Origin of the sequence: Azonexus hydrophilus DSM 23864, from assembly GCF_000429605.1 — a bacterium.
Classification (GTDB): Bacteria; Pseudomonadota; Gammaproteobacteria; order Burkholderiales; family Rhodocyclaceae; genus Azonexus; species Azonexus hydrophilus.
This window is the reverse complement of the sequence record NZ_AUCE01000019.1, coordinates 19174-42474: the sequence shown is the minus strand read 5'-3', so window position 1 is coordinate 42474 and position 23301 is coordinate 19174. Positions and strand designations below refer to the sequence as shown.

Sequence of the window (23301 nt, the reverse complement as noted above, 5' to 3'; positions counted from 1 at the left end):
TCCTCTGCGGTACTTCGCGATTATGTTGAAACAACCGATCGGATCGCGGGCAAACACCCACGATATAACAAAGCCCTACGCGCCTGGGCGAAGCTGCCACCCGTTCAAGCGTCAAGCCCACATTACACGATGATAATCTTACAAAGGCCTTACGAAATCACGCTGCGGCGCAGCATTCCGGCAATCAGGATCAGGCGCTTGCCAGCGTGTTAAACTTTTGCCCCGTCGCGCCGGACCCATCCACTCGATCGGCTGCCCGGCCCCCGACCTACCGATAACAAACCATTGATCCGGAGTTGCGCATGACCGCCATCAAGCAGGAAGACCTGATCCAGTCGATCGCCGATGCCTTCCAGTACATCAGCTACTACCACCCGCTCGATTACATCAAGGCACTGGGTGAAGCCTACGAGCGCGAGGAAAGCCCCGCCGCCAAGGATGCCATCGCCCAGATCCTGACCAACTCGCGGATGTCCGCCGAAGGCCACCGCCCGATCTGCCAGGACACCGGGATCGGCATGGTCTTCATCAAGGTCGGCATGCAGGTGACCTGGCCGGATGCAACGATGAGCATCCAGGAAATGATCAACGAAGGTGTGCGTCGCGCCTACGGTAACCCGGACAATCCGCTGCGCGCCTCGGTGCTGGCCGACCCGGCCGGTGCCCGCAAGAACACCAAGGACAACACCCCGGCCGTGGTCCACTTCGAGATCGTCGAAGGCCACCACGTCGAAGTCATCTGCGCGGCCAAGGGCGGCGGCTCGGAAGCCAAAGCCAAGTTCGCCATGCTCAACCCCTCCGACGACCTGGTCGACTGGGTCCTGAAGAAGATTCCGGAAATGGGCGCTGGCTGGTGTCCGCCGGGCATCATCGGCATCGGCATCGGCGGCACGCCGGAAAAGGCCATGCTGCTGGCCAAGGAATCGATCATGGCGCCGGTCGACATCCACGAACTGAAGGCCAAGGCAGCCACCGGCGCCAAGCTGACCCGCCCGGAAGAACTGCGCCTGGAACTGATGGAAAAGATCAACGCCCTCGGCGTCGGCGCCCAGGGCCTCGGTGGCCTGACCACCGTGCTCGATGTCAAGGTGCTCGATTACCCCTGCCACGCCGCCAACCTGCCGGTAGCGCTGGTGCCGAACTGTGCCGCGACCCGCCACTGCCACTTCCACCTCGACGGCTCCGGCCCGGCCAAACTCGAACCGCCGAAGCTTGAAGACTGGCCGGCTGTGACCTGGACGCCGGACCTCAAGTCGGCGACCCGTGTCGACCTGAATACCCTGACCAAGGAAGAAGTCGCGTCCTGGAAACCGGGTCAGAAACTGCTCCTCAACGGCAAGATGCTGACCGGCCGCGACGCTGCCCACAAGCGCATCGCCGACATGCTGGCCAAGGGCGAGAAGTTGCCGGTCGATTTCACCAACCGCGTCATCTACTACGTCGGCCCGGTCGATCCGGTGCGCGACGAAGTCGTCGGCCCGGCCGGCCCGACCACCGGCACCCGCATGGACAAGTTCACGCGGATGATGCTCGAACAAACCGGCCTGATCTCGATGATCGGCAAATCCGAGCGCGGCCCGGTTGCCATCGAGGCGATCAAGGACAACAAGTCGGCCTACCTGATGGCCGTCGGCGGCGCCGCCTACCTGGTGGCGAAGGCGATCAAGTCGGCCAAGGTCGTCGGCTTTGCCGACCTAGGCATGGAAGCCATCTACGAGTTCGATGTCGAGAACATGCCGGTGACCGTTGCCGTCGATTCCTCAGGCGTCAGTGTGCACAACACCGGCCCAAAGGAATGGCAGATCAAGATCGGCAAGATTCCGGTCAAGGCCTGATTCCTCACCACTTACACCAAGCCGCCCCCCTGGGCGGCTTTTTCGTTGACTGGCGGCAGCAAGGTTTTGTCACAAACCGTCGCAAAAAGGCGGTTTTAAAATTGGTACTCGCCCCCAGATACTGCCGGTGTCGAATATGAAGGAGAAAATCCCCATGCCCAGCACCCGACTGAAACTCAGCCTTGCCGCCCTCGCTGTTTCTGCCGCCATCGGCGGGGCCTGGGCCCTTGGCCCGGGACAAGCGCCGGTCGCCCAGATACCGCCGGCCGCCGTGACCACCCCGGTCGCCTTGCCGGCGCCGATCGGCTATCCCGACATGCGCAGCATCGTCGCCGCCAACGGCCCGGCCGTGGTCAATATCAGCGTCACCGGCAAGCGCACGGAAAGCGCCGCCGGCTTCCCGCAACTCGACCCGAACGACCCCTTCTACCATTTCTTCCGCCAGTTCCGCGGCATGGTCCCGCGCGAGAGCACGCCGACCCGCGGTCTCGGTTCCGGATTCATCATCTCGGCCGACGGTCTGGTCATGACCAACGCCCACGTCGTCGCCGATGCCGAGGAAGTCGTCGTCAAGCTCAACGACAAGCGCGAGTTCAAGGCCAGAATCCTCGGCCAGGACAAGGCCAGCGATGTCGCCGTGCTGCGCATCGAAGGTCGCAACCTGCCGACCGTACGCATCGGCAACAGTCGCCAGGCCCAGGTCGGCGACTGGGTGCTGGCCATCGGCTCGCCCTTCGGTTTCGAATCCAGCGCCAGCGCCGGCATCATTTCAGCCAAGTCGCGCAGCCTGCCCGACGGTAGCTACGTACCCTTCCTGCAGACCGACGTCGCGGTCAACCCGGGCAACTCCGGCGGCCCGCTGTTCAACATGCAGGGCGAGGTGATCGGGATCAATTCGCAGATCTACTCACGCAGCGGCGGTTTCCAGGGCCTCTCCTTCGCCATCCCGATCGAACTGGCGATGAACGTGCAGCAGCAGATCGTCAAGCACGGCAAGGTCGAGCGCGGGCGGATCGGCATCAGCATCCAGGAGATCGATCAGTCGCTGGCCGACAGCTTCGGCCTCAGCCGGCCGGCCGGCGCCCTGGTCACCTCGGTGGACAAGGACGGCCCGGCCGGCAAGGCCGGACTCGAAGCCGGCGACGTGATCCTCGGTATCGATGGCGAACAGGTCGAACTGTCGGGCGAACTGCCCGCCATCGTCGCCGCCAAGCGGCCCGGCGAGAACGTCCGCCTGCAGGTCTGGCGCAACCGCGCACCGCGCGACATCGTCGTCCAGGTCGGTGCTTTCGAGGAAGAGCGCAGCACCAGCGCCGAGGCCCCCACCGCCGGCCAGAACCGCCTTGGCGTCGCCGTACGCCCGCTGACCGCCGAAGAAAAACGCCGGACCGGCAGCAGCGGCAACCTGCTCGTCGAACGCAGCGGCGGCCCTGCCGCACGGGCCGGCATCCGCGCCGGCGACATCATCGTCTCGGTCAATGGTCAGGCAGTCGGCGATGCCGACAAGCTGAACGCTGCCCTGGCCCAGTCCGGCAAGCGCGCAGCCATCCTGATCGAGCGCGGCAACAGCCGCCTGTTCGTGCCGGTCGAGTTGGGCTGATCGCCACAGTACTCAAGAAAATGGCCGGGATTTCCCGGCCATTTTTGTTTTCAGTTCAGTTTTTCCGGACTACCGCAGCACTGCTTGAACTTCTTGCCGCTGCCACAGGGACAGGGGTCGTTACGGCCGGTCTTCGGCTCGTCGCGCTGCACCGTCGCCCCGCCGCGCTTGGCGCGCCAGAAGTTGTACAGCGTCTGCACGATCACCGGCAGGTTATCCTGAAGGTCGGCCAGCAGGCGCGCTTCCTCGGCCGGATTGAACCAGCGCTCGCCGTTCTTCTCGGCATCTTCCTTGAGCATGCCGTTGAGCATGAACATCGGTTCAAGCAACTCGGACAGATCATCGGCATGCTTGCCGGCCAGTTCGTACCAGTCACCGCCAAGACCGGCGCCGTAGACATAGGCATCGGCCCAGGCGGCGAAATCGTATTCCTCGGAATTCTCGTCGACTGGATAGAGCATCGGCGACATCGTCTCGTCATCGAACAGCGACTGGGCAATATCGTTGTTCAGGCGCATCAGTAGTTCGACCGTTTCGGCCACCACCGGATCGTCACCCTTGTCGGCACCGGGGCCAAGCACTTCCGGCAACCAGACTGCCGGCTGGATCGGTTCCGGGCTGCTGACCACGGCACAGATCAGCGCCTGCGCCTCGTCGAGACGCATCGCGTCCTCGCCGAACACCTCGGCTTCAAGCAATTCTTCAAGCCGGTCGAAATCGGCCTCGGTCAGGGGATTTGGGTTCATGGGCTGTTCCTTGGCAATGGGCGAATGATAGCCCAGTTTGCCAGCAATCGGACCAGCCCACCCCAGTCAGAAGCGGTATCCGGCACTCATCCAGAATTGCGGCGTCCGGTCGCGCGTGTCGGACTGCGGCTTGCCACCATGACTGCGCCAGGCGACGTTGGCATCCAGGCTCCAGTTGTCACGGGTATACCGCAAACCGATGCCTTCGCCGCTGATCGAGCGATGATTCGGACTAGCCGGCGTCGTCAGGCTGCCATTCCTGGCGTTGAGCCGGACACTGCCGCTGTCATGGAAGATGTACGGGCTGTAGGCCCCCATGGTGTAGCGCACTTCAAGTTGCACCAGCCAGCCTTCATCGCCGTTGCCTTCGCCAGAAGGATAAGCACGCACGCCGTTGGCGCCGCCAAGACTGAAACCTTCCGAGCTATCGAGATTCTTGCCAGCCCATTGCGACGAAACCCGGCCAAACAGCACGAGATTGCTCACCGGCGTTGCCTGGACCCGGGCAATATCAAGGTTCAGCTTCTCAAAGCTGCCACGAGTATTCTGGCCACTGGTGCGATCGGTATTTTCCAGCGTACCCCCCAGTTTCAGATGCCCCACCGTATAGCTGAGACTACCGTAGGTGATGCCGCCGCCCCACAAGCCATCGCGACGATCGAAGTTGAGTGCGATAGGCAGGCTGTCGCTGGATTTGCTGTCGTCCGTCCCGGCCACCGCCTGGCGGTCGTTGAGCCGCTTGTGCTGGTAGGTGGCTGCGAGCGTCAGGTTGGCCTTTTGCGAACGGATGATCGGATAGGTCAGGCCCAGCGAGCTGACTTTGGCCGTGCCGGTGGCACCCAGATTGGAAAAATCCTTGGCCAACTCATAATAGGTATGGGCGTAACCGATATTGGCACGCAGGCCGCTGGTTCCCAGCGGCAGACTGTAGCCGAGGCTACCCAACCACATGGATTCGCTCGAATAGAGCAAGCGGGCCGTCATCTGGTCGCCAAACAGGAAAGGACTGTCCCATTGCAGGTTGGCCCGGCCACGGTATTCACCGGTGTAGCGATTGCCATGGTTGTCGAGCCCGACATCACCGCTGAAGCCCGGCGTGCGCTCAACCCGCACGTCGAGATCGCCGGTACCCACCTCCTGCCCCGGGCGGATGATCGGCGCCGCCTTGATGCCCGGCTGATCGTCGAGAATCAGGGTAATCCGCTCGAGCGGTACCGACGCAATCACTTCACCCGGACGCAACGGCGCCAGGAACCCCTGAGCGGCATCCGCCCGCTCACCAGCCGCACTCACCTTGCCATAGCGCCCCTCGACGATCTCGATGCGCAACTTGCCGTCCGCCATGGACTGCTGGGGAATGAATGCCCGGGCAAACGGATAACCGTTGCCCCGGTAATGCGCCGAAACACGCTCGGCCAGACCGCGCAGACCGGCCAGATCGTAGGATTTGCCGGAATAGTCGCCAAGCGTGGCGAGCAGTTCCGTTTCACTGAAAACGCTGGCGCCGGAGAAATTGACGCTGGACAGCGTCACCTCGGCGCCACCCGGCACGGCCTGAGCAGCCGCCGGCGCCTGCACGTCGATGGCGGGGCCGGTGCGCGGCAGTTGTGGTGCTTGTTGCTGCTGTTGCAGAATCTGACCGGCATCCGGTTGCTGCTGGGCAAGTGCGATTCCAGGAAAAGCCACCGCCAGCGAGGCAGCCAGAAGGGAAAAGCGGAAAGACGTCATGACGATGAATTCCTGTTGTTATCTGTTATTGGTTGGCATCGTTCTGGCGATTCTGTCCAGTGGCACCCAGTGCGACATCCGGTAGATTCAGCCCTCCATTAACTACGAAAACGCGCATGAAGCCAAACGGATCTCGCCCACCGGAATCTCCTGTCCCGGGTAGACCGTTGCCCTGACCGCTAACGTCATTGCCACCGCTCCCTTGGACATTACCCGAACCTGAGTCAGTTGCCCCCACGGCTTGCCCGGTCGCCAAAGTTGTGCCGTTACCTGCCGCTGGCCCAGATACCTGAACAAATGCCAAACCGCCATTAACATCAAACACGGGCAACGCACCCTGGTTGGAAAGAACCACCGTCGGTGGTGGCGCAACCGGAGAAATCAAGTTTGACGGCATCGTTGTATTCGCAACAGGCGGCACAACGGTACTTTGCACGTTTGAAATAGCTGTAGTTTGAGGAATCGTATTTGTAGTTGTAGTCGTTGGAGTTGAGACACCGGCCGACGCTGCCACGCTGTTCACCGTCGCGTTAATCTCCGAAACCGGTGCAGCGGCGTAGTACCAAGTCAGGCTCTTGCTGCTGCCGTTGCCAACATCGCCAAGATTCATGAATATCGCATACGACCCATCATGATATGCGCTGATCGCAGAGGTAACGGGATCCTTCTGAACAATTCGCGTATTGAAGTTTCCATAATTGTTGAACAACGTATTGGTACCTGTCGTTGTTGAATAGAACAGAATCGCTGCACCCTCGGCGGATGAGTTTGTCGGATCCTGCTCTGATACGAGAATCGCATTTCCCAGTTCGGATTGGGCCTGGATTCGCTCGAACCCGCTGGCGCCGATATTTCCCTTGGTTTTGTAGTTCGAATCATTCGCCACGATCCAGTCATCGCGAGTTCCCAGCCACACACGTATGTTCGCCTGATCCGAACCGCTGATGTTCTCGACTGTTGTGACTGTCTTGATGAACTTGTCACTCTGCCCCAGCGAATATTCATGAGACAGCTTGATTTGAGCACCGCCGAAGTCAAACGTATTCGAAGCGACGATAGCGCCACGACCTTCGATATATTTGGCAATATTGACACTTTGGCCCAACGAGGTAAAGCTGACGTTCCCCCCCGCATCGGTATACGAAACCGTCCCCGTTGTATTCCATCCACCGTTATTGGTGCCACCCACGCCCATGGCGACGTCCAATGGATTGCTGCTATAAGTCAGCGGGTACCAATCATTCCGGCCTGAGGTCACGTTATCGAAATAGAACGGCTGCAGCAGCAAACCGAGGGAATTGATTGAAGCTTCGGTGCCATTACCAAAGCGCAGAAAGTCGTTGGAAAACACCAGATTATTCACGGCCCCGGCAGATCCTTTCTTCCAGGTAAATGCCGTGGGATTGGGAATCAGCACATCGACACCATTGGTAACGGTATAACTACTTCCCGCACCGTTTGCACTTGCTTGACCATACTCAAACGCCAGGCTGCCCGTTCCGCTTGCCGTCAGGTTGGCATTGATATTGATATCGCCACCTGAGGTCAGCGTCAGCTTGTTCGCTGACCAGCTGACAGCGTCATCGATCGTGATCGTGTTATCGGCTTGCAACTGGATATTCGTGCTCGCCAGTCGGCCGGCCAGTGCGGCCCCGGTCTCATCACCTCCGCTTGCCGCGACGGTGTAGGTCAGCGGATCAATCAACCATGTTCCGGTTTGACCGTAGGGTGCCAGTGTCGTCACATACAGGTCGGAACCGTTGACCACTTTGCTGCCGCTGGTCTCGATGAAGCCACCATCTCCGCCATGAGGAGCGGATGCATCCAGTCTGCCGCCGACATTGGCCTGACCGCCGTGCGCAAACAGGATGATCTCGCCCTTCTCACCCGTTGCCAGCGTCTGCGCCTCGATCAGGCCGGTGTTGTTGATGACGCTGCTGGCCAGGTTGTTGGCCGCCTGTGAGGTGAGCCAGACCACACCGCCATCGGCCTTGATGGCGCCACCGTTCTGAATCAGGGTTTCGAGTGCGTCGTTTTCGATCTGCAATTTGACCGGTCCGCCCATATCCAGCGTGACCTTGCTGCCGGCCCCCAGCAGGACATTGCCGCCATTCGCGGTGAGCGCGCCATCGTTGCTGACCTTTGCCGCGATCAGGGCAATGGTGCCTCCCGGGGCGGCGGTGATGTTGCCCTGGTTGAGAATGGCGTTGCTGCTCGTGCCTTCAAATCTGTAATTGCCGGCCATGAAGTCGGCGTTGCCGATGTTCAACGTCGAAGCGACAAGACCACCGACATCGACCTGGGCACCGGGCGCAAAAAAGACACCGTTCGGGTTGACCAGAAAAACCTGACCGGTTGCCGTAAGCCTGCCGTAGATTTGGCTGGCGTTGGTATCGAGGACACGGTTCAGCGCAACGCCGCCGGCAGGTTGTTCGAAGTGCACGTGGGCTGCGCTGCCGATGTTGAAGGTCTGCCAGTCGATGGCTGCTCGCTGCGTGGCCTGGTTGATATCCATGCGGCTGCCGCTGCTACTGATGGTAGCGGCACCTTCGGTCACCACGCCCCCCGTCGGCAGCGCATCGGCGGCCGGCGCAGCCTGGACAGGCAGGGCCAGGACCAGCACGGTTCCTGCGGCAAAGGAGGACAGCGTCAAACCACGCCGGGCCAGACGGGCCGACTTGCCCGAAGTGCCTTTACCCTGTCCGCTGGCAACTTCAGAGACTGCCTGCCAGGAAGCCTTCGCGGCATTCCAGACCACCCGGAAAATACGATTCATCGACCCGTTGCTTTTCATACTCCGCTCCTCGATCCTGTTTGTTGGCCTTTGCATGAAAAACTGCAGGCCTCTAATTAAAGAGGGTATGAAAATCAAGCACGAGAAGGCTCTCAAAAACTCTCGGCGATGAGAGCTATAGATTTCAAGCTATCGGCAACACCACGATAACCCGTGTCCCCACACCGGGTTGGCTTTCGATCTCGATACTACCTTCATGCAGTTCGGCGATGCGCTTGGCCAGCGGTAGCCCCAGGCCCAGGCCGGTATTCGGGGCCGAATTGCTGCCACGCATGAATTTGTCGAAAACATGCGCCAACTCGGTTGCCGGGACGCCACAGCCCCGGTCGCTGACAATCACGCGCAGCACATTGCTCTCATGAAGGAAATCGACACTGACCACACTCTCCTCCGGCGAATATTTCAGGGCATTGGAAAGCAGGTTGCCGAACAGTATCTGGAGCAGCACCGGATCACCAAGCACGACCGTTTCCGGCGCCGGACAGTGGAACAACACCTCGCGCTCGACCCCCTCCAGCAACAATTGCCCTCTGAGGCTGGCGACCAGATCAGTGACCGCAACCGGCTCCCGTTCAAGCGGCAGATCGGTATCTAGCCGGCTGTCGGCCACGCATTTCTCCAGCATTTCGCCAAGACGGCGCGTCGCCTGGCTGATATTACCGCAGCGACTCGCTACCTCGTCCGACAGGGTCGGCAACATGGATATCGAGCGCGCCGAGGCGTCAATGACGGCCAGCGGGGTACGGAATTCGTGCGAGATCAGGCGCACGAACAGTCGCTGCTGTTCGGCCACGCGATGCTCGCTGGCAAGGGCGGTTTCAAGTGCCTGGGTACGCTGAGCAACCTCGCGGTTCAGCCCTTCGGTCGCTCGCCTTTCCGCAGCCAGCGCCTGCTCACGTGCCAGATCGTAGGCCCGCTTGGCGGCGAGTACCCGGTCGTTCACGGTCATCTGCATCAGGACCATGTGTAGCAGACTGCCGATCAGCGGCATGACGGGACCGAGTGCCGGATCGGGCAACCAACCAAGATTACCGAGAATGGAGAAGACGCCGCCCAGCAGTAGCACACCGAAAGCCAGCAAATAGAAACGGGCACCGCGATTGCCGCGAATGGACAACCAGGCGGCAAGGCCGAGGTTGATCGCCATTTCGACGAGAAAGAGCTTCCACAGCCAGGGTTTCAGGCTGTCGGAAAAGCCCAGCGGTACAGCCAGCAAGCCCAGGCCACAGATCAGCAACACTGACGGCAGGTAGACGCGATCAATCCTCGGCGCGCTTTCCCAAAGGGCGACAATCTCGCGAAACAGGAAAGCTATCGTCAGCATGACCAGCGGATGAAAAACCGAAACCCATGCTTCGACCCGCAACGGCTCGGCCGGCATCATGACGAAATGCAGCAGGCCTTCAACCAGGAACATCATCCCCGCAAAAACAAGCAGGTTGAGGCTGTAGATCAGGTAGAGACGCTCGCGCAGATACGCAGCCATCAACAGGTTGATCAGGATGATGACCACGATGGCCGTGGCAAAGCCGCTGACCAGCACCATATCGAGTGCTGCATAGCTGGCGAAAGCCGAAGGCTGCCAGAGAGTCAGGCGGGCGGCGCTGCTCGAGGTCGTGTGAACGCGTACGAAATATTCGCTGACGCCTGGCGCCAGGTCGAGAACGAAAACGCTGTTCCGGTTCCGGACCTCACGCCCGGCCCATGGACGGTTGTCCCCCTGCTCGATCCGCTGCCAGCCATCAGCTCCGTGCCGGAAAAGATCGACTTCATCCAGTGCCGGCCGCCTGACCTCCAGCCACCATGAAGAAGGCACATCGGGCGCCCGCTCAACGCTGAAGCGCAGCCAGATCGTTCCCGGGACATAACCCAGGCCGTCGTTGCGATCGATGCTGGAAAATTTTCCATCACGCGCCAATTGCACGATCTCGTCGAACGAACGCTCGTTGCTGGCGTCGTAATAGCGTTGCAGCTTTCCCACCAGGGGCTGCCGCCCCTGTTCGGCGACCAGTTCGACCGAGAGTTCGACTGCAAAAACCGGCCGGACCAGCCAGGTGAGCAATAGCAAGCATGGCCAGAGCAGGAAAAAACGTCGGATATGAGGAAGAATGTTCGTCATCGGATGGATGATAGCCGAGCCATTGCTATACTGTGCCGTCGCTTGAAAACACGCTTGGCAGCCCATGCAGGAACATACCCGGCTTTTCAACATTGCCATTGTCGAGGACGAACCGGTCCTGCGCGACGAACTCGCTTTTCAGCTAGGCCAGTTCGGCCACACTGTCGAAACCTTCGCCTCGGCCGGGCAGTTTTATCGGCACCTAGCAGTCAACCGCGTTGCCGTCGCCATACTCGACATCGGTCTGCCCGACGAGGACGGCCTGTCGATCTGTCGTCATCTGCGCACCCACGACAAGCAGATGGGCATCATCTTCGTCACCGCACGTAGTCAGCGCCAGGATCGTCTGCAGGGGCTGGAGGATGGTGCCGACGCCTATCTGGTCAAACCGGTCGACCTGGATGAGTTGATCCTGACGCTGAATCGCCTGCGTGACCGTTTTGATGGTGCCGGCAGTATGCAAACGACCAACGGCAATTCAACGCTGGCCAACTGGCAACTCAATCTCGACACTGCCAGCCTGATTGCGCCCAACGGCAGCCGCACCGCCTTGACGCTCAACGAACTGCAGTTGATGCGCCAGCTCCACGCCCGCGCCCCGCAACCGTGCACACCAATGGAGCTGGGCCTGGCCATGGGCATGCTGCCCGACGAATTCGACAAACACCGCATCGAGGTCGTGATCAGCCGCCTGCGTAGCAAGATCACTCGCACGACCGGCACGAGTATTCCGATTCGCGCGCATCGCGGCCAGGGCTACAGCCTGAGCGACGACAGCCGGGCCGAAGAGCGGACCTAAAGCCCCCGCGCCCAGGCCGGACGCAGCTTTGCCTCGCCGGCGATGGCCTGGCGCACCTGGGCAAGCAGGCGTTCCTTGTCGGCGCCGAGCGTGCCCTTGAGGATCAGCCAGTTCGACGCGTGATCGGAACGGAAGACGGTGCGTTTCAGTTCCAGCCCATCGAGGAAGATTTCCATCTCGGCGAACAGCTCCGGCTGGGTCAGCGGCTCCCAGCCGGGAAAGCCGGCGCGCAAGCGCTGTTCGCCCTTGGGAAAGCTGACTACCAGCGTCGCCAGGTATTCCGGCTGGGTGGCGTTGGCCAGACGCGCCGAGTTCTCCGCATGCTGGCGTGACAACTCGCGCCCACCGAGACCGTTGAGAATCATCACCGAGCGGCTGATGCCGGCAGCGCCGAGCTTGTTCAACGCGTCGACGGTGCTATCGAAGGTCTCACCCTTGCTGACGGCCGCCAGCACCGCGTCGTCGCCCGATTCAGCGCCGACATAGACCATGGAGAGGCCGGCAGCGGCCAGTTCGTCGATTTCCTGCTGGCTTTTCTTCTTCAGATTACGCGGCAGACAGTAGCTGGAAATGCGGCGCACCGCCGGCAGATGCGTGCGGATCGCTTCGAGCACGGTGAGCAACCGGCGGGTCGGCAAAACCAGCGCATCGCCGTCGGCCAGAAAAACGCGGCGGATGTCGCTACCGTAACGCTCGCCGGTGGCGCGGATGCTGTCCAGTACCTCGGCCTCGTCGCGGGCGCGAAATTTCTTCTGCGGCGCGGTGTACATCTCGCAGAAGGTGCACTGGTTCCACGAGCAGCCGTCGGTCACCGGCAGGATCAGCGATTCGGCTTCCGACGGCGGCCGGAACACCGGCTCGACGTAACGTATCGGAATCATGCGCCGACCTTGGCGATGAAGCTGGCCGGCACCCTGGCCTTGCTGCGCGTTGCGTAATCGAAGAAGACGATGCCGTGCTTGCCACGGGCGACTTCGCGGCCGCTGGCCTGGTCATTCAGTTGCCAGAGCAGATCGCAACCGTGTTCGTGGAAGTCGGCGGTGGCAAAGCCGATCACCAGCGTCTCGCCGTGGAAGGCTTCGGACCGGTACTGGGCGGCGACATCGGCGACAATGATGCCCGGTCCGTCCACATCCATTTCACTCCAGCCGAAATGCTTGAAGAAACGCACCCGCGCCTCGGCGACCAGCATCAGCAGCGCGGCGTTGTCGAGATGATGACCGTAATTGATATGCTGGATGTAGATCGGAACCTCGGTCGAAAAGACAAAGGTTTCCGGCAGTTCGATGCGGATGCGGGCCATGGCTGAAAACTTTCCGGCAAAGCCCGCATTCTAGGTCGGAAGACTCATTTCCCGAACAAGCCCTGCAATTTGCCGCCCAGCTTTTCCTGGAGTTTTTCGTTGGCCTTTTGCTTGAGTTCCTGCTTCTTTTCCTCGACCTTGGCCTTGGCCGCATCCTTCAACAGATCACCGACTTCGAGCGAGTACGAGAGCTTGTCGAAGGAGCCGCGCAGGCGGATCGGGATGGTGATGCCGCGGAACTCGGCGAGTTCCTTGCCCTCCTGACCTTGCGCAGTATCAACGATGCTGACCTTGGCCAGGTAATCGATCCGGCTGTTGCCGATGTCGATATCGCCGGCACCGCCCAGGCGCAGCAGCGGCGACTTCATGGCCAGATCATCGTTGCGCGCCACCCCGCCGGCGATCCGGAAGGAAGCGGTCAGTTCGGAGAAGTCGGTCTTTTCCGTGGTGCTGGCCGTGGCGCTGCCGACCTGACCGGATTTGAGCACAGCCTTGGCGTCGCGCAGCATCTTGCCGACATTGACCCCGCGCACCGCGCCATCGCGCAGTTCGAGCGCCGCCTGACCGGCCAGCGCCCGTTTCAGGGCATCGGCGTTGGCCCCGCGCGTATTCACATCGAGCGACAGGCTGCCCCGACCTTCCAGCGGTTCCTTGTCGATGGCGTCCTTCATCAACGCCCTGATATCGATGCCGGCCAATTTCTGGCGCACCGTGAACACATTGCCGCGCGCATTCACGCCGAGTGCACCGTCGAGGCTGCCGCCGTAGAGTTTGGCGGTCATCGGCGAGATATCCAGTCGGCCGTTGGCTGCCGCGATCCGGGCATCGAGCGCCGACACTTTCAGGCCCTGCGCCTGTAGCTGTCCGATCGCCACCCGGCCACGGAAATTCAACTCGTTGAGCGCCGACAGGTCGATGGCATCGTCAGCCCTGCCCTTGGCGACGGGGGCCTCGCCGCCGGTTGGCGTCGCCTGACCGGCACTGGCGCTGGCTTTTGGCGGCAGATAGCGGTCGACATTGAGTTGATCGACCTTCAGGTCAAAATTGAAAAATAGCGGCGAAAAACGCTCAACCGCCAGTTGCAGCCCGATTTTCGATTCATCGAGCCAGGTGTCGAGCCCCAGGCTGGCGCTCGACTTGGCCAGATCGACAGCCAGTTTGCCGGACAAGGGCAGTTTCAGGCTGCGCATCGGCAGCTTGCTGCTGACCAGGCCGAGGTTGCCGGAAAACGGGGTTTCCAGACGCTGCCCGGCCAGGCGGATGGCCGGCATGTCGATGGCAAACTCGAAACTGTCGTCGCCGCTGCTGCCGCGCGTTGCCAGCTTGAGCGCGTCAATCGCCAGGGTGGCGGCGGCGCTGTCGGCCTGCAGGCGACCGGTCGAAAAATCAATCGAGGAAAGCTGGGTCGTCTTGCCGGTCGTCTGATCGCGCCAGGTGAAGCGGGCGTTGCGCAAGGCCAGGCCGGCGATGTCCACCTGCAGCGGCTGGCTGTCCTCTGCGGTTGCAGCGGCGGGCTTGGCATCGCCGGCCGGCTTTTCTTTCTGCCCGGCCAGCAGATCGTCGATATTGAGCGATCCGTCGCGCCGCTTGATCAAGGTCAGCGCCAGACCGTCGATCTCGATTTCGCGGGCTTCCAGCCGCCCGGACAACAGCGGCATCACCGCCACGGCGACGCGCAGCGAATCGATGGCGGCAAAATCCGTCTTGCCATCCGCTTCCGACAGGCTGACGCGACCGGCACGCACCGCTAGTTCCGGCCAAACCGACAGGCCGACATCGCCACCAATGGTCAGTACCCGGCCAGTCTTGGCGGCCACCTGCTCGCTGATCTGGCGTTTGATCGCCTCGGCGTCGAACAGCGCATAGACAACACCGGCCGCGACGGCCAGCAAAGCGAACAACACGGCGAAAACCACAGCAATCTTGCGCATGACGGACATCGATTCAAACTCCGGATGATCTAGCAGGAACGAGCCTAACAAATCACGCGCCGGCTTGTGTTCGAAAATGTAAACCATCCTGTTTTCTGAAACATTACGTCGCTAAACTGCGCGCATGATGACGCTCTCTCCTGTCCGCGAAACCTTCCTGATCTTCCTCCGCCTCGGCCTGACTGCCTTCGGTGGCCCGATTGCCCACCTTGGCTATTTCCGCGAGGAATTCGTTCATCGTCGCCGCTGGCTGAGCGATGCGGCCTACGCCGATCTGGTCGCGCTCTGTCAATTCCTGCCTGGCCCGGCGAGCAGCCAGGTCGGCCTGGCGCTCGGCCTGCAACGCGCCGGTTATCGCGGCGCACTGGCCGCCTGGTGCGGCTTCACGCTGCCGTCGGCGATTCTGCTCATCCTGTTTGCCATCGGCCTGGTCGAATTCGGCGACCGCCTGCCCGGCGGCCTGATCGCCGGCCTCAAGATCGTCGCCGTCGCCGTCGTCGCACAGGCGGTCTGGGGCATGGCCAAGAGCCTCTGCCCGGACTGGCCCCGGCGCGTACTGGCACTGGCGGCCGCCGCCTTTCTGCTCGCTCTGCCGTCGGCCTGGAGCCAGATCGGCGTGATTGTCGTCGGCGGACTGATCGGCTTGAGCCTCAAGCAGTCAGGCATCACCACGCCCGGCGAAGCGCTCGCCGCCGGCATCGGCCGGCGTGCCGCCAGCCTCTGGCTGCTGCTCTTCTTCCTGGGTCTGGCCGGGCTACCGCTGCTGGCGCAAGCCTTCCCCGGACAGGCGCTGGCCTTGGTCGATGCCTTCTACCGGGCCGGCGCCCTGGTCTTCGGCGGTGGACACGTGGTGCTGCCGCTGCTGCAGGCTGAAACCGTCGCCCCGGGCTGGATCGGCAGCGAGACTTTCCTCGCCGGTTACGGCGCCGCGCAGGCGGTGCCCGGCCCGCTGTTCACCTTCGCCGCCTTCCTCGGCGCCGCCGGCAACCTCGCGCCCAACGGCTGGGGCGGCGGTCTGCTGGCGCTGGCGGCCATCTTCCTGCCGGCCTTTCTGCTGGTGGCCGGGGCGCTGCCCTTCTGGGACGCGCTGCGCACCAACCAGCGCGCCCGTGCCGCCCTGGCCGGCGTCAATGCCGTGGTCGTCGGCATCCTGCTGGCGGCGCTCTACGACCCGGTGTGGACCAGCGCCATCCACGGGCCGCTGGAACTGCTGCTCGCCGCCCTCGCCTTCGCCGCGCTGATGTTCGGCAAGCAGGCGCCGTGGCGCGTCGTCGCCGGCTGCGCGCTGGCCGGCGCCCTCCTCCTCTAGCTGCGCGCTGCCGCGCCGCAGGCGTGGCAGAAACGGGCGAAGGCGCTCTTGCGCTCGTTACAGGCGGTGCAGTGGTCGAACAGGCAGATGCCGCAGTGCGGGCAGTAATCGATGGCGGTATTGGTCAGATCGACGGCGCGCTCGCAACCGGGGCAGACCTTTTTGCCCAGCCGCGCCAGCGCCACGTCGTAGGACAGTTCCTTGCGCCGCTCGACATCGGGCAGGGCCTCGGCCTGTTTCTGGCGCTCCAGATAACGATTCAGGGCAATGATGGCGTAACGCCCGACCAGGACGGTGAGCACGATGCCGACCACGTAACGGACCCAGCCGCCGTAGCTCGGGATGTAGGGCACCAGCTCGACGAAGAAGGCAAACAGGGCGAAGTAGATGAAACCCCAGACGAACGGCCACCAGCTACTCTTGCGCTGCCTGGCGAACAGCCAGCCGGCAACGGCCAGCAGCGGCAGGGTCAAGGCCAGTCGGTAGCCGAAGACGCGCAATTCCTGGCCGCGCAACTCATCGTGATAGCGCTCGCCGGCCGCCTCGCGCATGTCGCTCAACGCCTGCCGGGCACGGCTTTCCGCCTGTTGCTGGTCGAGCAGGACCTGCTGCTGGGTCTGCACCACCGCCAGCGCCTTGCGCTCGGCGGCTTTCAGGGCATCGAGCTCGCCGGTGCGGGCGATCAGCTCCTGATCCTGCTCGGCGCGTTGCGTCGCCCGTCGGGTCGCCAACCAGTTGTTGAAGGTGTCGCGGGCAGTGCTCGCGTCCGAACGGGCGATGTTCAGTTTCAGTTGCGCCTGGTCATGCGCATCCTGCGCCGTCTGGCGGGCCTGCTGCGCCGCTTCGATCTCGCTACGCAGACGCTCGGCGGCCGCCTGGTCGAGGAAACTGTCCAGCGTCAGCCGCTGCTCGACGCGCGGCAGGTTTTCGACGATATTGCCGCCCAGCCCGATCAGGAAACTGGCAAAGACCACGGCAACGATCCACAATCCGAAGCGGAACCAGCGTTCCGACCAACGCAATGCCTTGCTCATCGACGGCGCCTCACGGTGATGAAAAGCGCATGTTACCTGTCGGCGGGCAAATTGACTTCGCCGATTGCCGGCCTAGAATCGCATCCCCATGCAGACCGACCCAATCCACCTTCGCCCCAGCCACCCCGCCGACCTGCCGTCGATACTGGCCGTACAGCGCCTGTGCTACCCGCCGTCGATGAACGAGGATGCGGCAACCTGGCAGCAGCGTCTGGACACGGCAGGAGAATTTGCCTGGGTGGCGGAAAAACACGGGGAAATCTGCGCCTATCTGGCGACCTACCCGTCGCGACTGGGCAAGGTGACGCCGCTGGGCGGCGTTTTCGAACTGGCCGAATCAGCCGACTGCCTCTACTTCCACGACCTGGCAGTATCGCCCTCAGCCGCCGGCTGCGGCCTGGGCGCGGCGCTGGTCGGCCACGCCCTGCAGGCCGCCCGCCAAGGCGGGCTGGCGCATGCGGCCCTGGTTTGCGTGCAGGCGGCTTTCAGCTTCTGGCAGCGCCAGGGCTTCGTCGACCACGACGCACTATCGCCGGCAGGCGAAACGGCCCTGGCGACCTACCCCGGGCCGGCACGCTACATGTCGCGGCCGGCCGGCTGACGACTCAGATTTCGCTGATCACCGAAGCAACCGGCAGACGCGACTTCGGCAGCGTGGCGTTGAAATCCTGCGCGCTGCCATAGCCGAGCGCAGTCAACAGCACGCAGCGCAGCCCCTGGGCTTCGAGACCGAGCGCCGCATCAACGGCGGCGGCATCTATCCCTTCCATCGGGCAGGCGTCGATGCCGAGCGCGGCAGCGCCAAAGAGCAACGAACCGAGGGCGATGTAGATCTGCTTCTCGGTCCACCGCGGCAGGTCGTCCAACTGGTCGCGATGCAGCGTGGTGTAGAAGACGCGGGCGTTGTGCTGCATTTCCTTCGCTTCCGGCGTGGCAAAGCGGCCGTCGCGCGTTTCCTGCTCGATCAGGGCCTGCAGGTGGGCATCGTCAAGGTCGCGACGGACACAGAGGACAACCACGTGCGAGGCATTGCGCACCTTGGGCGCGTTGTATTCGAAACGACCGGCCAGCGTTGCCGCAATCTTTTCCTTGCCTTCCTCGGTGCTGGCAATGATGTAGTGCCAGGGCTGCGAATTGACCGACGACGGCGCAAAGCGCAGCAGCGTCTTCAATTGTTCGATGGCCGCGGGATCGATCTTGCGGGTCGGATCGAAGGCCTTGCAGGTACGGCGGGTGGTGGCGATTTCGGCGATGTTCATGGGTGCTCCTGGTAAATGATCGACAGCTAGGTGTGCGAGATTAGCAGGAAGTTCCCGCAGCGTGACCGATCAGCCTTCCTTGTCGTCGATCGCCATCAATTCGAGGCCGTGGCTACCCATTCCAACCGCGCAGGCGCCGTGCTCGCCGACCACCTTGTAACACTGGTTGCCGAGATGCACCTCGACCCCTTCGCACAGCAGCTCTTTGGCCACCACACGGGATTGCTGCGACAGCTCGATCTTGTGGGTCAGCGCATCCTGTTCCTCGCGCATTTCGGCGATCTGCGCCGACAACTGCGCGGCGGTGGCACGCGCCTTGGCGATCATCTCGGGGCGCAGGCGGCCGGGATTCTTGCCGGCGAAGTCGAGCAGCTTGGCGACCTCGAGCAGTTGCGTTTCATGCTCGTCGCGGACCTTGCTCATCTGGAGCAGTTGCTTGTGCATCAACGGATTGACGCCGATGGCGCAATGCGTCAGCACGCGATTGGGCGAACCGACCACCTTGCCGGTGATCGACAGCGTCGCCTGCAGATGGCCGCCGATGATGTGGCCGCGCCGCTTGCCGCCGACATTGATGTGGTTGATCGCAGTCAGTTCGCACTGCATCGCCGTATCGTCGATGAAGATGCTGTCGCCCGCCTCGATCCTGGCCTGCTGGGCATAGGCCGAGTGAAAGCTGCCGCCGCTGCGGATATGGCATTCCTCGCTGGTCTTGCGCCCGAGCGAGCCCATGGCGCCGCCCTTGACGACGATGCTGCCGCCCGCTTCCAGCGTGCCCATGTCGACCACGCCGCCAACCTCGATGTCGCCGGAAGCACGCACCGTCATGCCGGTGCACACATCGCCGGCGACCACGACGCTGCCGTCGAAATCGACGTTGCCGGTGGCGGTCGATACTGTGGCCACGCGATAGACCGGTTCGACCATCATGCCGCCGGCGACGACCACTGGCTGGCCGTTGATTGCCGCCACCAGCAGGTCGGGATTGGCCGGATCGAAGGCGGTACCGGGTAATGAACTGGCGTACATCACCGTCTTGCCCGGCGTCGCCGGGATCGTTTCACCAAGCAGACTGCGCCCGGGCGTGCCGTCGGTCGGCGGATGGCGCAGCATCAGCCAGTCGCCGCTGTGCACGACGAAGATGTCGCCGAGATCGCGGTAATCGGTATGGCCGCTGGCATCAACCTGGGGGCGCCGATCACGGACTTCCGGCAACAGCGATTCGAGCCGTCCATCGGCACCATTCACCGGCGGCACACCACGGGCAATGACGACATGGCTGGCGCTGCCCGCAGCAACGGCGGCTGCGATTGCCGCCATGTCGATGCCTTCGCCGATTCCGTTGTCGGCCAGCAGCGCGAGCACGGCGTCAGCGGTGGCCGCTGCACCGCCCTCGGACGGCGCAATGTTCAGCCAGGCTTCGACGCCATCCGGGGATAGCTCGATGCCGATCACGGCATCGATGGCCTCGGCAATCGGCAGCGTACAGGCAACGCCGGCGTTGTGGCTGGCCAGTAGCCCGATGGCCATGTTCGGCAGGTAACGCAGCGCACTCCAGCCTTGCGCAGCCAGAAATTCTCGCAGGCCGGGCTCATCCAGCGGCGGCGCCTCGCGGTCGGTAATGACGGTCGCCAGCAGCTTCTTCGACGCTTCGTCGAAGTGCAGTTGCAGGGCTGGCCCAGTGTTTTCTTGATCCACGGCTTGTCTCCCTCGCTCCCAGGGTAATCGGCAAGTTGTTATTTTTATCTACCATACGCCAATTTTGCGAAATGTGGGAATGTGCAAAAAACCGCGCACAAGTTGGTGTAGCGGCTAAAATCCTGCAGCTTTCCTGGCTGGCACCGCTGGCCTCCGTTTACAAAATCCTTTTCCGCCCGATGACCGACTATTCCGCTGCTTCGATCCGCGTCCTCAAGGACCTTGAACCCGTCAAGGAACGCCCGGGGATGTACACCAGGACGACCTGCCCGACGCACATCGTCCAGGAAGTCATCGACAACGCCGCCGACGAGGCGCTGGCCGGCTTCGCCAAAAAGATCGCGGTGCGCATCGGCGCCGACGGCGTCATCGAGGTGTCCGACAACGGCCGCGGCATCCCGGTCGAAATTCATCCGGAGGAAGGCAAGCCGGCGGTCGAGCTGGTGTTCTGCAAGCTGCACGCCGGCGGCAAGTTCAACAAGAAGGAATCGGGCAACGCCTACCGTTTCTCCGGCGGTCTGCACGGCGTCGGCGTTTCGGTGACCAACGCGCTGTCCACCCGCCTGGAAGTCGAGATCAAGCGCGCTGGCGGCGTGCACAAGATCGTCTTCGCCGACGGTTTCGTTGTCGAGCCGCTGGCGAAAATCGGCGAGGTCGGCCCGCGTACGACCGGCACGACGATACGCATCTCGCCCGACCCCAAGTATTTCGATTCACCGAAGGTCAACCTCGGCCAGCTTGAACACCTGCTGCGCTCGAAGGCCGTGCTGATGCCCAACGTTACCGTCGAACTGGAAATCGACGGCCAGGACAAGAAGGTCTGGTGCTACCAGAACGGCATGGCCGACTACCTGGCCGAAATGATGGCCGGCACGCCAGTGGCGCCGATCTTCGTCGGCGAGAAATATGTCGCCGTAGAAAACGGTTTCGCCGTCGGCGAAGGCGCGACCTGGGCGCTGGCCTGGTTCGAGGAAGGCGGCGGCAAGCCGGAAAGTTACGTCAACCTGATTCCGACGCTCGACGGCGGCACCCACGAGGCCGGGCTGAAATCCGGCGTGTTCGAGGCGGTCAAGGCCTTTGCCGAACACCACGCGATCCTGCCGGCGAAAGTGAAGCTGGCTCAGGAAGACGTCTGCGGCAAGATGACCTACCTGCTCTCGGCCAAGGTGCTCGACCCGCAGTTCCAGGGCCAGACCAAGGAAAAGCTGACCAGCCGCGACGCCTACAAGCTGGTCGCCCAGATGGTCCGCGACCCGTTCGAGTTGTGGTTGAACAACCACGCCGACTTCGGCAGGAAGATTGCCGAACTGGCGGTCAAGGCCGCACAGAACCGGCTGAAATCAACGCAGAAGGTCGAGAAGAAGAAATCCTCCGGCATCGCCACCCTGCCCGGCAAACTGACCGACTGCGAATCCGACGACATCAGCCGCAACGAACTCTTCCTGGTCGAGGGTGACTCGGCCGGCGGCTCGGCCAAACAGGGCCGCGACAAGGAAACGCAAGCCGTGCTGCCGCTGCGCGGCAAGGTACTCAACACCTGGGAAGTCGAACGCGACCAGCTGTTCAAGAACAACGAAGTGCACGACATCTCGGTGGCAGTCGGCGTCGACCCGCACGGCATCGACCAACTCGACAGCATCGACCTCTCCGGCCTGCGCTACGGCCGCATCATCGTCATGTCCGACGCCGACGTCGACGGCTCGCACATCCAGGTCCTGCTGTTCACGCTCTTCCTCAAGCATTTCCCGGCGCTGGTCGAGAGGGGCCACATCCACGTCGCCCAGCCACCGCTGTTCCGCGTCGACGTCGAAGCCCGCGGCCACACGCGCAAGATCTACTGTCTCGACGAAGCCGAGAAGGAACAGACCCTGCACAAGCTGCGCGAGGAAGGCATCAACGAAAACAAGATCACCGTCTCGCGCTTCAAGGGCCTCGGTGAAATGAACCCCGACCAGCTCTGGGAAACCACGCTCTGCCCGGATACCCGCCGGCTGGTGCCGTTCCAGGCACCGCGCGAAACCCTGGTCGAAATGGCCCGGACCTTCACGCTGCTGATGGGCAAAGGCGAGGCCGCCGGCCGCCGGGCCTGGATGGAGAAGGACGGCGGGCTGGTCGAGACGGATGTCTGAGAGCGCACCGTTACAAAAATCCCGTAAAAAGCCGGTGTACCGTCAACAGCCGCCGGGCGCCGGACGGCTATGATCGCGGCACCATGATTTCCGCGCGCTTTTCCGCCTCGCCCAACAGCCGCCGTGCCTTGCTCATTGCTGGCGCCTTGCTGCTCTCCGGCTGCATGACCCTGCCCGGCAGCAAGCCCGAACCGGCGCCCGCCCCCATCGTCGTCAGCCCGCCGCCAGTACCAGCCAAGCCGAAGATCGGCCTGGCGCTGGGCGGTGGCGCCGCGCGCGGCTTCGCCCATATCGGCGTGATCAAGATGCTCGAATCGCATGGCATCGTGCCCGATTACGTCGTCGGCACCAGTGCCGGTGCCGTCGTCGGTTCGCTCTACGCCGGTGGCTTCGACGCCTTCGCCATGCAGAAGCTGGCGATCCAGCTCGACGAAACGCTGTTCGCCGACTGGACGCTGCGCGGCCCCGGCCTGCTCAAGGGCGAAGCGCTGCAGTCCTTCGTCAACCAGCACCTCAAACGCCGGCCGCTGGAAAAGCTGAACATCGCTTTCGGCACCGTCGTCACCGATCTCAACAGCGGCGAGCGCGTCGTTTTCCGCAGCGGCGACAGCGGCATGGCAGTGCGTGCGTCGGCGGCCGTCCCCGGTGTTTTCCAGCCAGTGGCGATCAACGGCCGGCAATACGTCGACGGCGGCCTGACCAGCCCGGTGCCGGTGCGCGCAGTGCGCGAGATGGGTGCCGATTTCGTCATTGCCGTCGATATTTCCGCGACCGCCGAAGGCCAGCCAGTCGACAGCATGAGCGCGATTCTCTGGCAGACGACGACGATCATGGGCAACGTCATCGGCAAGACCGAACTGGCCGAAGCCGACATCGTCATCCGCCCGCGCCTGCCCTACGTCAAATCCTGGAATTTCGCCGCCCGCCACGAGGCGATGATCGAGGGCGAACGGGCCGCGCAAGCGGCGCTGCCGGCGATCCGCAGCAAACTGCTGCGGTGAACGCCGGGCACGGCTA

The 23301-nt window shown here is 62.8% G+C and carries 17 protein-coding genes; 7 read left to right on the top strand and 10 right to left on the bottom strand.

What is annotated here, in order from left to right; all coding sequences use genetic code 11:
* The first annotated feature begins 302 nt into the window (after positions 1-302).
* Complete coding sequence (locus tag G471_RS0111080) at positions 303-1835, top strand: fumarate hydratase (protein WP_028995398.1); 1533 nt, start codon at positions 303-305, stop codon at positions 1833-1835.
* Positions 1836-1989: 154 nt separating this feature from the next.
* Positions 1990-3435 (top strand): Do family serine endopeptidase, encoded by a 1446-nt coding sequence (locus G471_RS0111075; RefSeq protein ID WP_028995397.1) that lies wholly within the window; start codon positions 1990-1992, stop codon positions 3433-3435.
* Positions 3436-3485: 50 nt separating this feature from the next.
* Here G471_RS0111075 and G471_RS0111070 read toward each other — a convergent pair whose 3' ends face one another.
* From G471_RS0111070 to G471_RS0111055, 4 genes are all read right to left on the bottom strand, one after another.
* Positions 3486-4181, bottom strand: a complete 696-nt coding sequence (locus tag G471_RS0111070; protein ID WP_043421531.1) for a YecA/YgfB family protein — start codon at positions 4179-4181, stop codon at positions 3486-3488.
* A 66-nt stretch (positions 4182-4247) separates the two neighbouring features.
* Entirely contained in the window at positions 4248-5909 is a 1662-nt protein-coding gene (locus G471_RS0111065) for a ShlB/FhaC/HecB family hemolysin secretion/activation protein (protein WP_028995395.1), read from the bottom strand.
* Between the two features lie 25 nt (positions 5910-5934).
* Complete coding sequence (locus G471_RS18390; RefSeq protein WP_169720496.1) at positions 5935-8703, bottom strand: two-partner secretion domain-containing protein; 2769 nt, start codon at positions 8701-8703, stop codon at positions 5935-5937.
* A 124-nt stretch (positions 8704-8827) separates the two neighbouring features.
* On the bottom strand, positions 8828-10771 hold the full coding sequence (locus G471_RS0111055; RefSeq protein WP_169720495.1) for a sensor histidine kinase: 1944 nt from the start codon (positions 10769-10771) through the stop codon (positions 8828-8830).
* A gap of 115 nt (positions 10772-10886) precedes the next feature.
* Between G471_RS0111055 and G471_RS17450 the strand changes: the two genes are divergently transcribed.
* Positions 10887-11621, top strand: coding sequence for a response regulator transcription factor (locus tag G471_RS17450; RefSeq protein ID WP_051295448.1), 735 nt, complete (start codon positions 10887-10889; stop codon positions 11619-11621).
* On the opposite strand, the gene G471_RS0111045 is transcribed toward G471_RS17450, so the two are convergent.
* From G471_RS0111045 to G471_RS17445, 3 genes are read right to left on the bottom strand one after another with little or no spacing between them, the layout of a single operon-like run.
* On the bottom strand, positions 11618-12502 hold the full coding sequence (locus tag G471_RS0111045) for a radical SAM protein (RefSeq protein ID WP_028995393.1): 885 nt from the start codon (positions 12500-12502) through the stop codon (positions 11618-11620). The genes G471_RS17450 and G471_RS0111045 overlap by 4 nt on opposite strands.
* Positions 12499-12924 (bottom strand): acyl-CoA thioesterase, encoded by a 426-nt coding sequence (locus G471_RS0111040; RefSeq protein ID WP_028995392.1) that lies wholly within the window; start codon positions 12922-12924, stop codon positions 12499-12501. Before G471_RS0111040 ends, G471_RS0111045 begins: the two co-directional genes overlap by 4 nt.
* Before the next feature lie 44 nt (positions 12925-12968).
* Positions 12969-14864, bottom strand: a complete 1896-nt coding sequence (locus tag G471_RS17445) for an AsmA family protein (protein ID WP_169720494.1) — start codon at positions 14862-14864, stop codon at positions 12969-12971.
* A 115-nt stretch (positions 14865-14979) separates the two neighbouring features.
* Between G471_RS17445 and chrA the strand changes: the two genes are divergently transcribed.
* Positions 14980-16164 (top strand): chromate efflux transporter, encoded by a 1185-nt coding sequence (chrA, locus tag G471_RS0111030; RefSeq protein WP_425387153.1) that lies wholly within the window; start codon positions 14980-14982, stop codon positions 16162-16164.
* Here the strand turns inward: chrA and G471_RS0111025 are convergent.
* Positions 16161-17198, bottom strand: coding sequence for a zinc ribbon domain-containing protein (locus G471_RS0111025; RefSeq protein WP_028995390.1), 1038 nt, complete (start codon positions 17196-17198; stop codon positions 16161-16163). The genes chrA and G471_RS0111025 overlap by 4 nt on opposite strands.
* Positions 17199-17286: 88 nt before the next feature.
* Between G471_RS0111025 and G471_RS0111020 the strand changes: the two genes are divergently transcribed.
* Positions 17287-17799: a GNAT family N-acetyltransferase gene (locus G471_RS0111020; protein WP_051295447.1), complete on the top strand. Its 513-nt coding sequence runs from the start codon at positions 17287-17289 to the stop codon at positions 17797-17799.
* A 4-nt stretch (positions 17800-17803) separates the two neighbouring features.
* Here G471_RS0111020 and nfsB read toward each other — a convergent pair whose 3' ends face one another.
* Positions 17804-18457: an oxygen-insensitive NAD(P)H nitroreductase gene (gene nfsB, locus G471_RS0111015; RefSeq protein WP_028995388.1), complete on the bottom strand. Its 654-nt coding sequence runs from the start codon at positions 18455-18457 to the stop codon at positions 17804-17806.
* A 69-nt stretch (positions 18458-18526) separates the two neighbouring features.
* The gene (locus G471_RS17440) at positions 18527-20155 is read right to left on the bottom strand and encodes a flagellar assembly protein A (protein WP_043421528.1); all 1629 of its coding nucleotides are present in this window, start codon (positions 20153-20155) and stop codon (positions 18527-18529) included.
* 179 nt (positions 20156-20334) lie between these two features.
* Between G471_RS17440 and parE the strand changes: the two genes are divergently transcribed.
* Positions 20335-22284, top strand: a complete 1950-nt coding sequence (parE, locus tag G471_RS0111005; protein ID WP_028995387.1) for a DNA topoisomerase IV subunit B — start codon at positions 20335-20337, stop codon at positions 22282-22284.
* 83 nt (positions 22285-22367) lie between these two features.
* A complete protein-coding gene (locus G471_RS0111000; protein WP_028995386.1) occupies positions 22368-23285 on the top strand; it encodes a patatin-like phospholipase family protein in 918 nt (305 codons plus the stop codon).
* Positions 23286-23301 lie beyond the last annotated feature (16 nt).